Below are 13,265 nucleotides of genomic sequence, written 5' to 3'. Positions count from 1 at the left end.
CAAACTCTCTCTTTTTTGGCAGGAAAAATAATTCCCCAGCATGATACAGGTATGCTATACTGTTTGATATACAAATGATATATCACTTCTGGAGAGAGGGGTGGAGAAATGAAGTTTCGTGCAATGCCTATATTCTTATCAGTTATCGTGAGCAGTGTGCTCTTGTTCGGTGGCTGGTACATCTTTCAAAATCAGTTTGTGAAAAAACCAATTGTCGAAGAAATCTCCGCCATGAAGGGTGTGAAGGTTGACCATATCACAATGGGACGTGATGCGGTTAAACTTGAACTGAAGTTCAGTGACCCTGATAAATTTGCGGAGCAATATAAAGCAGTACAGAAGGTTGTAAAAGAACAAACGAACGGTAAGAAAGCAGATATTGAACTGAACGGTGAGAATAATGCACTGAAGAATGTATGGCAGCAGTATGAGTTTTCGATTGCAGAGGCGATGGACTTGCATACGTACTCACGAATTCCATCTGTACTCGCTACCATGAAACAACAGCACAATCTGAAAAATGCAAGCTCGTATATGGACGATCAGAATGTGTACATTTATTTAAACGATGGCAAACATCCATATTATACGGTGCTTCCGCGCTATAAAGAGGTGATCCGCAATAATGGGTAAAGAGATAATCATTGGTGTGATCCCGGTCCTTCTGGCGTTTCTCGTGTTTATCGGTGTGAACATTGCACCATTCATCATTGCGGTGCTTGTGTTTGGTATTTTGGCGTTTCTTCTGTCTAAACAAGGCGGGATGAGTTTAACACAGAAAAAACAAACAGTAGAAGTACCCCAAACAACGACCCAGTTTGGCGAAATTGGCGGGCAGGAGCGTGCCAAGCAGGAATTGAAGGAAGCGCTCGACTTTCTAATTCATAAAGATTCGTTGAAACAGTACGGCATCCGCCCGCTCAAAGGCATGCTGTTAACGGGACCGCCAGGAACGGGAAAAACGCTGATGGCCAAAGCAGCAGCGAATTACACGAATTCTGCCTTTGTGGCTGCATCTGGTTCACAGTTTGTGGAGATGTATGTCGGGGTCGGAGCTCAGCGTGTTCGTGATCTTTTTAAAGAAGCGAAGCAAAAAGCAGAGAAAAATAATCAGGATAGCGCGATTATTTTTATTGATGAAATCGATGTGCTCGGCGGCAAACGTGAAGGCAATCAGCATCGTGAGTATGATCAGACGCTTAACCAGCTCCTGACGGAAATGGACGGGATTACGACGTCTGAAAGTCCACGTATTTTGATGATTGCGGCCACAAACCGTGCTGATATGCTCGATGATGCACTGCTGCGTCCGGGCCGCTTTGATCGTCAGATTGTCGTCGATCTGCCCGATATGAAAGCCCGCAAACAGATTCTTAAGATTCATACGAAGAATAAGCCGCTCGCTGACGATGTTGATCTTGAAGCGATTGCGCGTGATACGTTTAATTTTTCTGGTGCGCAGCTGGAGAGTGTAACGAATGAAGCGGCTATCTATGCATTCCGTGATAAGAGTTCTGATATTACGCAGCGTCACTTCGCTCAGGCGATTGACAAAGTTATGATGGGTGAGCAGACAGATCGTGAATCGACAGCAGAAGAGCGTGAACGTGTGGCGAATCATGAGTTAGGGCATGCGATTGTATCGGAAGTTGTTCGTCCGAAATCGGTGTCCCAAGTATCACTGCGTCCGCGCGGTCAGGCGCTTGGCTATGTGCGCCAGAGCCCGCAGCAGGATCGCTACTTGTATACGCTTGAAAACCTTGAACAGCAGATCATGATCGCACTTGGTGGTGCGGTTGCGGAAGAGATGCTGTACGGTGGACGCAGTACCGGCTCACGTAACGACTTCGAGCAGGCGCTGCATCTGGCAAATACAATTATTGATACCGGCTTGTCTGACCTGGGTATTGTGAAGCTTGATATGGTGAGCAAGGAAGCGTTGCATGAAGAGCGTCAGCGGATTCTCAACGAACTATTAGACCGCACTCGCGCTGTGCTTCGTGAATATTTCCCGGTATTTACGCATGCGCTTGATCATCTATTGCGTGAAGAAGTGCTCAATGGCGAGGAATTCCGGGCTATGCTGGAAGAAGCCCGCCGCTTGCCGAAGAAAAACAATGTAGAAGAGCTCGACTCACATATGCTACGGGCATAGGAACAGCATACATGTTGTTAAAAAAGAAGCAGCCAGTTCGGGTTGCTTCTTTCTTTTTTTACGTATTAAGGGTACAATGAACAGGAGCTATGAATTTACAAAATAGTACATACTTTTGATTTGATTGAGGAGGTCCCTGTAATGAAGTTAGCACAGCGCGTAGCGCAGATTACTCCATCCAAGACGCTTGCCATCACGGCAAAAGCGAAAGAACTGAAAAGCCAGGGTTATGATGTAGTAGGTCTTGGTGCCGGTGAACCGGACTTTAATACTCCGCAGCATATTATTGATGCGGCTGTTAAAGCGATGGAGCAAGGCCTGACAAAATACACAGCAGCGTCTGGAATTGTGGAATTAAAGCAGGCAATCTGCGATAAACTTCAGCGCGATAATAACCTGACATATAAGCCATCGCAGATCGTTGTATGCAACGGTGCGAAGCATGCATTATATAACTTGTTCCAAGCGATTCTTGATCCAGGTGATGAAGTAATCGTACCGATTCCGTACTGGGTAAGCTACCCGGAAATGGTTACACTTGCGGATGGCGTTCCTGTATTCGTAGAGGGTGCGGAAGAGAACGAATTCAAAATCACGCCGCAACAACTGCGTGATGCGATTACTGACAAAACACGTGCGGTTGTAATCAACTCCCCAAGCAATCCGACAGGCAGCATCTACAGCCGTGAAGATCTGCAGGCGCTTGCAGATATATGTGTGGAGAAAGACATCCTGATCGTATCAGATGAAATTTATGAGAAGCTTGTATATGATGGTGCTGAACATGTAAGCATCGCAAGCCTTGGACAAGAAGTATATGATCGTACGATTGTCATTAACGGTATGTCCAAACCATACTCTATGACAGGCTGGCGAATTGGCTATGCGGCAGGGAACGAAGAGCTTATTAAAGCGATGACGAACCTGTCAAGCCACAGTACATCTAACCCAACAACATTTGCTCAATACGGTGCACTTGCAGCACTCGAAGGTTCACAGGAAGCGCTTGAGATGATGCGTGTTGAATTCGACAAGCGCCGCAAAGCAGTAGTAGAACTGATGAATGACATTGAGGGCATTCACTGTGTGGCGCCGAAGGGTGCATTCTACCTGTTTGCAAACGTAAGCGAAGCAATGAAAAAAGGCGGCTATTCAGATGTAGATGCATGGGCAGAAGCACTGCTGGCAAAAGAATATGTGGCTCTGATTCCAGGTAGCGGCTTTGGTGCGCCGAACCACATTCGTATTTCGTATGCTACATCGCTTGAACAGCTTCAAAAAGGCCTGGCTCGTATTAAAAAGTTCGTAGAAGGCGAATAAATATCACAATCGTCGACAAAAAGGCTGTCCCTTATCTCATGGGACAGCCTTTATTTTGTCTTTGGTTTCTTTACTCTTGTTCCACTTTGAACTTTCCAATCAGGGCATGCAGCCGGTGTGACATCTGTGTTAACTCATCAATGGACGCAGTAAATTCTTCAATGACTGCCTGCTGTTCATCTGTCAGTATTCCGAAGGTAGCTGTCGCCGCTGATGTACGAGAGGCGATCGCTTCTACATCGCCAACCGAGTGTGTAATAGCCCGGCTATTTACGGCCAGTTGACGTGTGAATCCAGTGACTTCTTCAATTTGCTGTGTAACGATATGAATGGCATCCAGAATGGCAGTGAAGGCGCTGCCGGATCGTTCAATTACAACAGCTCCGCTGTCGATTTGTCCAGTAGAGGTGCTCATCTGTTCAACAACATGTGACGTATGTGTCTGGATTTCCTCAATCAAATAGGTAATGCGGCTAGCAGCTTTACCAGACTGTTCTGCGAGTTTGCGCACCTCGTCCGCAACGACAGCAAACCCTTTGCCAGCTTCCCCGGCGCGTGCGGCCTCAATGGCGGCATTCAGAGCGAGCAGATTCGTTTGTTCGGCGATTTGACTGATTGTCACAACGATTTCATCGATTTCTTGAGAGCGTCGGCCGAGATGACTAATGTCTACTTCAAGGGATGCTTGTAACGTCTGAATGGCTCGCATCTGTTCAACTGCGCCTGTAATATCTGTATGTCCCTGACGGGCGAGAGCTGCAGCAGACTCAGAACGCTGGTGTACGCTTTCTGAATGAGTTGCAATGCTTTCAATTTCTTGAAAGATCGCCCGTACAGTATGATTGACATCTTGAATGATGTGGAGCTGTTCATCGGCACCGTGCTTTAGGTGCTCTACTTGTTCCACCATGCGTTCACTTGTATTGACGGCGGCTTCTTTACTTACATTTAGCTCACCAGATGCGTCAGTTAGCTGACGTGAACTGTTATGGATTCCGCCGATCATCGTGTTCAGATCGGATACCATTTCCTCGAATGCATGGGCAAGCTGCCCGATTTCATCTTTACTTGTATGAACAAAATGTGCGGTCAAATCTCCCGTACGAATCTTCTGTACAGTGTGAGACAGAAGACGAAGCGGGCGAACAATGAGACGAGCAGCAAGATAGGTGATAATAAGAGCAAGCAAAAGAATACAGAAGGTGATGAGAATCATATGTTTTTTCTGGCTGCTCATCATTTTATAAATCGCCGTCGCATCAAAGTCAGCTCCAATAATGCCAACCATACGCCCGGCTTTATCCATTACGGGTATATAAGCCGTAATCGTTGCTCCGTATTTCTCATCGTAGTTGAGTTCACCAATCTGCGCTGTTTTTGTCGCGAAAATAGAAGCTAGTTGAGGATACTCATTTTTTTCCGTGAACCCTGGCAAGGAGACTTCTTCACTATTTGGAGCTGCCCCGTCTACGATGTACGCATATGTACCTGGTTTGACTTCTGCCATCGTATATAAGTATTTCAGTCCATTCATTTCTTTGTATGCGTACAGTTTCTCCCGCATCGTAGCATAGCCTGGTAGCATGGTTACTCGCTTGGCATTTTCTTCATCGTCTGTTTTTTTGAGTGCTTCCGTTGTCAGGGCGACTAATGTGTCGGTATCAATGAGTGCTCGCGCCTTTTCTGCGGTAACTTCAGCTTGTGTACCGACAGAAGACAGGACAAGTTTCGTGGAACTTGCGTACAGAATGTAACTAAGCAGCAGGCCAGCGAGCAGGATTAGGCTTCCGAAAAACAGCAGAAGTTTTGTTTGCAAACTTTGCATGGTATTTCTCCCCTCTATCATTTGCTTTATAGGTGTTTTGGATTATCTAAGTAGTTACCAATTGGAACAGTGCCACAGTGAGATTTCTTGCGAATGAAACAATACAGGGTAATTCCATCCATACTTGGCATCAGCGTAATAAGTAAATCAAAAGTAGGGAGGAGTAAAAGTAAAATGGATAGTGGCGAGATGATAGCATCCCAGCGCTGCCGTACAAAGTGGAAGAGGAGCTAGATTGCTCATCATTAGCAAGGATAATTTTCACTGGGGGAATTCCTTATGGAGGATGTGGGTATTATTCCATCGTTAATTGTATCTACAAAATCTGTGGATTTCCAGTAAAAAATTCATGAGTGCTCCAGGTCCGTTAGACTATCTGGGTTCGTACAAAAGAAAGTTAATTTACAAGACTAAACTTGTCGATCATATCCTGCTATAATCGTCATACATGAGGGGTGGAATTTCGATGAGTGATAGTATACTGGAAATGCTTGAAGCAGGGACGACGGCACTGCCGAACCTGCTGCTTCGGCATTATCGGCAGATTGGGTTAACAGACGAGGAAATGATGCTGATCATTCATCTCCTTGTATTTAAAACAGAAGGGAAGCGGTTCCCGACGCTGTATGAAATCGAAGAGCGAATGTCGAAGGATGCAGCGGAGATTGTCAAGATCATGCAGCGCCTTGTGCAGCAGCAATACATATCCATCGAGGAAGCAGTAGACAGTACAACGGGCGTTCGTTCGGAGTGGTATTGTTTCACGTTATTGTATCGGAGAATTGCTGCCTGTCTACAGGAGAAGGTACGGGTCGAGCAAGAGAAAACCGAAGAGAGTCGGACCAAAAATTTGTACGCCATTTTTGAAGAAGAGTTTGGTCGTCCGCTGTCGCCAATTGAGTGTGAGAATCTGGCCATGTGGCTGGATCAGGATGGATATTCCGAAGCGCTTATAATGTCAGCGCTGCGGGAAGCGGTTATTTCGGGCAAGCTATTTTTTCGATATATTGATCGGATTTTGTTTGAATGGAATCGTCAGAATATCCGTACCCCCAAGCAAGCACGTGAACATAGCCTGAAGTTTCGCAAGCATCAGCAACCGCGTTCGTTAGAAAAGCGAGAAGTGGTGCAATCCGGTGCAGCCGCACAGCAGGAGTTTCCATTCTATAATTGGCTGGAGGAAGAAACCGAGGTATAAAGGAAGGAATATGTATCTGTAATTGCGAAATAGTATAAGTTACAAGATAAATAAATAAAACGGGGTGGAGTGATTGGGCAATCTGGATGATTTGTTTTTGTGCACGAATCCGACACGGCGTGATGTGAAAAATATATACCGTGACGAGAAGTACGCGCGCGGGATTTTGCTTGCCAATGGAGATATGATCGTGTGGAATGGTGATATTATGCACACAAAAGTGATGCCGTACATTACAGAGACCGGCGTGCATTTTAGCATCTTCAACGATAAGCTTGAGATTTGCTGGCAGTATGAATCGTGGACGGAAATTCAAAGACGACTTGTGCTTGCAAAACCATACTTTGATAACCTTGGGTTTCCAGAAGACGGACGCATTGTGTTTGACACACGCTATTATACACATACGGATGTACCATTTGAGGACATCCGATATAAACAATTGTTTGAGGAAGGATTTGAGCTGAAGCCGCTTGAGTAGTGCAGCTTTGCCTATATTCTCGATTTCGTCAAAAACACACGCCAGATACACGCAAAAAGGAGCTCATCGGAGAGCTCCTTTTTTTCGGTTAGCGAACTGTATTCATAAAGGTAGACGTATACATCATGCCTGCCGCCAGCACAGCAGCAAGCCCGATGTACGCTGCCCCGTATATCCAGCGGATGCGTGCTGGTACTTCGTAGTACGGCTCGTCACGGATCATATGAACCTCTTCTGGCACCGGTTCGTATCGTTCCACAGTAAGCTTGATGCCTAAATGTACCGTATCGCCTTCTACCCGTGTTTGAACAAGCTGTGCGTCATGAACTAGACCGTCTGTGAATGAGAACGTTTCTTCATGATCAAGCCCCGGATAATAAAGAACGACGACATCTTTTTGCGCCGTGATATCTCCTACATGATGGAACGGTAGGCGCCGCGAATGTTCAATTGCCGGAATAAACGCTCCTTGTTCATCAAACAGGCGTCGTGGAACTGACCAGACAATATACTGTGCAGTAAACGGAGAGGCAGTGATCGGTTCCGGTACGGCGGCAGCTTTCTTCTTGCGGCGGTAGCTGCTGTATAATTCCCAGGCAAACAGCCCCCAGAATAGTAACAGAATAAACATTTTGAAGTGCACAATCAGCACAAGTCCTCCAACGAGTCCGATCACCCATAACCAGCGGGAGATCGCAGCGGCGATCTTGCCTCCGTCAAGTGGATACATAGGAAGTAGGTTGAATAAGTTCAGTAGGAAACCGAGAAAGGCAATAACATACAGCGGCTCAGAGCCAGTCACAAATCCCATTATAAGTGCGGCGATTGCACCGAGCCCGCCAATAAACGGTCCATAAATCGCAATATACGCCTCTGTCTCTGCATCCTGCGGCAGTTTTTTCATCATCACAGCTGCGCCAAAAAACGGAACAAAGGCAGGCAGACTGACAGGTAGCCCCCGACGCTTAGCGGCCCAGACATGGCCAAGCTCATGAATCAGCAGCATCGCTACAAGGCCAAGCGCGATGCTCCACGGATAAATTAACATATAGGCGCCGATTGATAGGAGCATACTCCAGATCATCGTGCCGAATTTCCCCATTTTAAGAATTGGCAGTAGGAATTTTAGTTTCCCACCGAATAGCAGTAGAAACCCGCCAATACCGCCAAGCGTTTTCCAGCCGCGTTTTTCTTTTTTTGTATTGTCCAACAGTAATCTCTCCTTCTTTCTCTCTTCCTACTATGTACGAATCGCAGACATGTGAAGTTGCATAAAAATAGCGCAGAGACATCCATCTCTGCGCCATAATCGCTCATACCGAAGCGATTTCCGATTTAATCGCCGCCTGGGCAGCAGCTAGGCGTGCTGCCGGGATGCGTGGTGGCAGGCACGAAATAAAATTCAATCCAGTATTCTGCAAGAAGAGAACCGAGTTTTTCTCGCTCGTATGGTCGCCGCACACACCAAGGCGAAGATTTGGGTTCTGTATGAGACCCTGCTTGATGCTGTATGTAATCAGCTGACCGACACCTTCCTCATCGAGGACAACGAACGGGTTTTCCGGTAGGATCTTATGATCGAGATAGTAAGCCAGATATTTGCCTTCTGCATCATCACGGCTGAAGCCGTACGTTGATTGCGTTAAATCGTTCGTACCGAATGTGAAAAAATCGGCGTATTGGGCCATTTTATTGGCCGTCATGCAGGCGCGTGGTAGCTCGATAAAGGCACCGACCGGGATATCGATGCGATCACGGTACACACTGAATACTTGTTCGAGCGTTTCGGTCACGGTTTCTTTCACAGCTTTCATCTCGCGCCAGTCGCTGACGAGCGGCACGATGATGTTCGGATAGACCGTAATCCCTTGCGCTTTGAGCTGTAGAGCCGCTTCTGCAATAGCGCGTGTCTGAATTTCATAAATTTCCGGGTACGTAATGCCGATCCGGCAACCGCGATGACCAAACGACGGATTGAGCTCATGCAGGACGCTGATTCGTTTCTGCAACTCTTCTTTTTCCGCCAAGAGTTCGAGATCTCCTGCCACACGAGCCCGTTCAATTTCAATCGCCAGTTGGGATGGATTCGGCAGGAATTCGTGCAGTGGCGGATCAAGCAGTCGGATGGTGACCGGCTTGCCTTCCATCTCGCGGAAGATGCCGCAGAAATCAGATTTTTGCATGGGAATAAGCTTATTTAGTGCTCTGCGCCGCTCCCGCTTTGTAGGGGCAAGAATCATCTGGGTCACAATTGGGAGGCGCTCCGGGTCCATAAACATGAGCTCGGTGCGGCATAAGCCCACGCCTTCTGCGCCCATGCGTGCTGCTAGTTCCGCTTCCTGCGGCGTATTTACACTGCTGTGTACTTCTAATGTTTTATATTCATTCGCCCAGCCGAGAAGGGTACGGAATTCCTGAGAGAATCTAGGCGGTACAAGCGGTACTTCACCGAGAATCACACGTCCGGTGGAGCCGCAAATGGTAATGACATCACCTTCATGCAGCACGGTCGTATCCGTAATGAGCTGGCGCTGGTTCATATCGACTTTAAACGACTCACATCCGACGACAGACGGTGTGCCGAGATCCCGTGCTACGACAGCCGCGTGGCTTGTGACCCCGCCGCGTGTTGTTAATACGCCTGAGCTGGCGACAATGCCATGAATATCTTCTGGTGTGGTTTCCTGGCGGACAAGAATAACCGAATGTCCGGTACGATGCTGGCGTTCTGCTTCTTCGGCGTCGAATACAATAATGCCGGTGGCAGCCCCTGTACTTGCTTCTAATCCGTAGCCAAGCACTTCTAAGTCTGCATCCGGGTCAATTGTATGCTGCATAAGCGGCGAGAGGGAACCTGGGTCTACGCGCAGAATCGCTTCTTCTTTTGTAATCAGGCCCTCATTTGCCATATCGACTGCAATCTTAATGTTGGCTTCTGCTGTTCGTTTCGCAGATCGTGTCTGCAAAATGTACAGCTTTCCCTCTTCAATGGTAAACTCAATGTCCTGCACATCATGGTAATGGCGTTCAAGCTGAATGGCTACCTGTTCAAACTCATCATATACAGCTGGCAGCTTCTGACGCAACACGTCAAGCGAAAGCGGCGTACGGATACCAGCCACAATATCTTCACCCTGGGCATTAAACATGAATTCCCCAAATAGTTGATCATCCCCGGTGGACGGATGGCGGGTGAAGGAGATACCGGTTCCTGAATTCGGGCCCAAATTGCCAAATACCATCTGTTGAATGGTGACAGCTGTTCCGATATGATTCGGGATTTTGTGAATACGCCGATAGATCATCGCCCGGTTGTTGTACCATGAATCAAACACCGCTCCAATCGACATCAGCAGCTGCTGGCGCGGGTCTTGTGGGAACTTGCGACCGCTCTCCTGGCATACAATGTCTTTGAACGTTACGATTAGGTCTAACAGGTGTTCCGTGCTTAGTTGTGAGTCCTGCGTAACTCCGGCTGCTTCCTTCATTTTCTCAAGTTCATCTTCAAATAGATCGCTATCCACTCCAAGTACGATGGAGCCAAACATCTGGATGAAGCGGCGATACGAGTCATAGGCAAAGTGTGTCAGCCCGTTTTGTTTTGCTAAGGCGGACACCGTATAATCATTCATTCCAAGATTCAAAATCGTATCCATCATGCCGGGCATGGAAGTGGATGAACCGGAACGAACAGACACAAGCAGCGGATTTTCTGGGTGACCAAAACGTCTGCCTGTTTTTTCTTCCAGTAAATCGAGTGCTTTGTAGATCTCCTGCTCAATCAGAGGATGAATCTTTTTTCCTTCTTCGTAGAAGCGTCGGCATGCGCTCGTCGTAATGGTAAAACCAGGCGGTACCGGCAGGTTGAGACCGGCCATTTCCGCAAGATTCGCACCTTTACGTCCAAGCTGCTCGTTCATCGACGCATTACCTTCATGGAACAGGTATACATATTTTTCACTCATGGTATATCGCGCTAGGCGACAGACACCTCCAATTTTCCAGCAAGTTTGGGATTGTCAAAATGCTATTAATACGATCATACATGTATTATATTGCGGAGCAACTAACCGTTGTGTGACATAACGGTTACATTTCATAAGGTCATATGTTTTTAATTGTCTGCCTCCTTTTTTCTCCGGTATACTTATAAGTAATTCTGTAAACGCTTTAAAATTCCTGCTAATCAGGCAGTTGAGAAGAGGAGACGTACAATGGACAAGCTTGTTACCGTATCATGGTTGAAGGAGAATGGGCAAGAAAAGGATGTGCGAATTATCGATTGTAGGTTCGTGTTGGGAGACCCGGAAGCGGGGCGGACGACATATGAAGAAGGACATATTTCTGAGGCGATCTACTGGGATCTCGAACGTGACCTATCAGCACCGAAAGCAGCACATGGTGGACGTCATCCATGGCCGTCGGTAGACGAATTTGTACGTGTGGTCGAAGCAGCGGGCATTACTCATGAGACGCGGGTTGTATTATATGATGACCAGAATGGAGCGATGGCTGCCCGCGCGTATCGATTACTGCGCTATATCGGACATGAACAGGTAGCCTTGCTGAATGGCGGGTATGCAGCATGGAAGGCGGTATATCCGCTTACGAAAGAAATACCGCGCGTACAGCGTACAGCTTATGAGCCGCGTATTCAAGCTGAGATGCTGCGTTCTATGGAAGATGTGCGAACAAATTGCAAGAATGGAGAGGCGCTGCTGATCGACTCGCGGGCGTATAACCGTTACACGGGTGAAGCAGAAACCGTTGATCCAGTAGGCGGCCACATTCCGGGTGCAGTCAATTATGATTGGCAGCATGTTGTGAATGGTGACGGGATATGGAAAACGAATGAAGAGTTGGAGCGTCATTTTGCTCAGGTGCCGCGTGATCGAGAGGTCATTGTATATTGCGGGTCTGGTGTGACGGCGTGTGCAAACTTGTTTGCCTTGGAGCAGATCGGATATCGCAATGTGAAGCTGTATACAGGAAGCTGGAGTGACTGGATTTCGTATGCTGATAATGAGAAAAAGCAGGGTGCACAACCATAAACACATTATGTGAACTAAACGTTGTAAAAGCAAAATAAAACCGGACAGAGCGTAAAGCCGTCCGGTTTTATTTTGCTGACTTATTTAAAGGTAACGATTCCCGTCATACCGGAGCGTAGCGTATGGTTAGGATTGGCAAGCAAAACATTCACGGTAAATTTGTTCGTACCGGGATCAGCTTTCGGACTGATTGATTTAATCGTACCAGGCAGGGTTTGTTGCAGTGCTTCAACTCGTACAGAAGCCTGCTGACCGACCTTAATATGGAGCAGCTCCTGCTCCGGTACGCTAGTAGATACGTACATCTCATCTAAGTCGACAATCGTCATGAGTGGTTGAGTAGGACTTGCCAGCTCGCCTGGATGGATAGTTTTTGTCGCAACTATGCCCTTACTCGGACTTTTAATCGTACTGTTTGCCAGGTTGTATGTCTGTACGTCGACCAGTGCTTTCGATTTGTCTACCGCAGCAGCGGCTTGCGCTTTTGCTTCGGGGATGCTTCCATTTTGAGCTTTTGCAAGCAAGGCTTTCATCTGTTCAGCAGTGGCTGCCAGAGCACGCAGATTTTCAGGGGTGGAGCCTGCGCGGGCAAGTGCGAGATCATTTTTCGCGTTTGCATAGCGGGCATCAGCCTGCTTAAAGGCTAGTTCAGTATCTTCGTATGATTGTTTGGCAAGTGCGCCCTGGCTGTATAGCTGTTTGGCGCGGTTCCATTTGACAGAGGCGGCATCGAGCGCTGTTTTCGCGTCAAGTACGCTTGTTTCCAGCTTGGCGATTTCTTCTGGACGTTTGCCTTTTTTAGCATCTAGGTAGCGCTCGTATGCTTGATCATAGGCAGCTTGTGCGGCACGAATCTCTTCAGTGCGGGTGCCGCGTTTGATTTCTGCGTATTTGGCTTCGGCAGCAGCTAGATCCGCCTGTGCACTGTTTAGCTGCGCTGCAAGATCGGTCTGCTCCAGTGTAACGAGTACATCACCCGGCTTAACCGTATCGCCTACATCTTTATGTACGCCAGCTACCCGACCGGATATGCGTGATACGATCACGGTCTCGACAACAGCAGTCAGGCGACCAGAATAGCTTGTTTTGCCCGATATGGATTGAGTTGTGGTTTTGGCATCGCCTGTCATAGCCAGACTCGTTGGCTTTGCCGTATCGCAGCCGGTGAGTGCGACAAGAAGCAGAAGTCCAGGTGCGATGAATCGTAATCTGTTCATAAAATTCCTCCTGTTATA

Annotated in this window: 10 protein-coding genes; 6 read left to right on the top strand and 4 right to left on the bottom strand. The window is 47.5% G+C overall.

The window, feature by feature from the left end; translation table 11 throughout:
* The first annotated feature begins 108 nt into the window (after positions 1–108).
* The 3 genes from PO771_RS12395 (at position 109) to PO771_RS12385 (ending at position 3,475) form a co-directional block, all read left to right on the top strand.
* Positions 109–633, top strand: a complete 525-nt coding sequence (locus tag PO771_RS12395) for a hypothetical protein (protein WP_272559992.1) — start codon at positions 109–111, stop codon at positions 631–633.
* Positions 626–2,155, top strand: coding sequence for an AAA family ATPase (locus PO771_RS12390; protein WP_272559991.1), 1,530 nt, complete (start codon positions 626–628; stop codon positions 2,153–2,155). Before PO771_RS12395 ends, PO771_RS12390 begins: the two co-directional genes overlap by 8 nt.
* Before the next feature lie 141 nt (positions 2,156–2,296).
* Positions 2,297–3,475 carry a pyridoxal phosphate-dependent aminotransferase gene (locus tag PO771_RS12385; protein ID WP_272559990.1) on the top strand — a complete coding sequence of 393 codons (1,179 nt, stop codon included), beginning with the start codon at positions 2,297–2,299 and terminating at the stop codon, positions 3,473–3,475.
* Between the two features lie 70 nt (positions 3,476–3,545).
* Here the strand turns inward: PO771_RS12385 and PO771_RS12380 are convergent, their stop codons facing one another.
* Positions 3,546–5,300, bottom strand: coding sequence for a methyl-accepting chemotaxis protein (locus PO771_RS12380; protein WP_272559989.1), 1,755 nt, complete (start codon positions 5,298–5,300; stop codon positions 3,546–3,548).
* Between the two features lie 466 nt (positions 5,301–5,766).
* On the opposite strand from PO771_RS12380, the gene PO771_RS12375 reads away from it, so the two are divergent.
* Entirely contained in the window at positions 5,767–6,498 is a 732-nt protein-coding gene (locus PO771_RS12375) for a DnaD domain-containing protein (protein WP_272559988.1), read from the top strand.
* A gap of 73 nt (positions 6,499–6,571) precedes the next feature.
* Entirely contained in the window at positions 6,572–6,979 is a 408-nt protein-coding gene (locus tag PO771_RS12370; protein WP_272559987.1) for a hypothetical protein, read from the top strand.
* 88 nt (positions 6,980–7,067) lie between these two features.
* Here PO771_RS12370 and PO771_RS12365 read toward each other — a convergent pair whose 3' ends face one another.
* A complete protein-coding gene (locus PO771_RS12365) occupies positions 7,068–8,189 on the bottom strand; it encodes a site-2 protease family protein (protein WP_272559986.1) in 1,122 nt (373 codons plus the stop codon).
* Between the two features lie 103 nt (positions 8,190–8,292).
* Entirely contained in the window at positions 8,293–10,944 is a 2,652-nt protein-coding gene (gene ppdK, locus PO771_RS12360) for a pyruvate, phosphate dikinase (protein WP_272559985.1), read from the bottom strand.
* Positions 10,945–11,193: 249 nt separating this feature from the next.
* Here ppdK and PO771_RS12355 point away from each other — a divergent pair, with 249 nt between their 5' ends.
* Positions 11,194–12,030, top strand: a complete 837-nt coding sequence (locus PO771_RS12355; protein WP_272559984.1) for a sulfurtransferase — start codon at positions 11,194–11,196, stop codon at positions 12,028–12,030.
* Between the two features lie 80 nt (positions 12,031–12,110).
* Here PO771_RS12355 and PO771_RS12350 read toward each other — a convergent pair whose 3' ends face one another.
* Complete coding sequence (locus PO771_RS12350) at positions 12,111–13,247, bottom strand: HlyD family secretion protein (RefSeq protein ID WP_272559983.1); 1,137 nt, start codon at positions 13,245–13,247, stop codon at positions 12,111–12,113.
* Positions 13,248–13,265: the final 18 nt, after the last annotated feature.

This window comes from Aneurinibacillus uraniidurans (genome assembly GCF_028471905.1).
GTDB classification, from domain to species: domain Bacteria; phylum Bacillota; class Bacilli; order Aneurinibacillales; family Aneurinibacillaceae; genus Aneurinibacillus; species Aneurinibacillus uraniidurans.
The sequence above is the reverse complement of the archived record's forward strand: the minus strand, read 5'-3'. Positions and strand labels throughout refer to the sequence as shown.

What these genes read in the sequence shown, in the direction of transcription:
- PO771_RS12385 (WP_272559990.1), top strand. Translation starts at nt 2,297, where the DNA reads ATGAAGTTAGCACAGCGCGTAGCGCAGATTACTCCATCCAAGACGCTT.
- PO771_RS12380 (WP_272559989.1), bottom strand. Translation starts at nt 5,300, where the DNA reads ATGCAAAGTTTGCAAACAAAACTTCTGCTGTTTTTCGGAAGCCTAATC.
- ppdK (WP_272559985.1), bottom strand. Translation starts at nt 10,944, where the DNA reads ATGAGTGAAAAATATGTATACCTGTTCCATGAAGGTAATGCGTCGATG.
- PO771_RS12390 (WP_272559991.1), top strand. Translation starts at nt 626, where the DNA reads ATGGGTAAAGAGATAATCATTGGTGTGATCCCGGTCCTTCTGGCGTTT.
- PO771_RS12395 (WP_272559992.1), top strand. Translation starts at nt 109, where the DNA reads ATGAAGTTTCGTGCAATGCCTATATTCTTATCAGTTATCGTGAGCAGT.
- PO771_RS12355 (WP_272559984.1), top strand. Translation starts at nt 11,194, where the DNA reads ATGGACAAGCTTGTTACCGTATCATGGTTGAAGGAGAATGGGCAAGAA.
- PO771_RS12350 (WP_272559983.1), bottom strand. Translation starts at nt 13,247, where the DNA reads ATGAACAGATTACGATTCATCGCACCTGGACTTCTGCTTCTTGTCGCA.
- PO771_RS12375 (WP_272559988.1), top strand. Translation starts at nt 5,767, where the DNA reads ATGAGTGATAGTATACTGGAAATGCTTGAAGCAGGGACGACGGCACTG.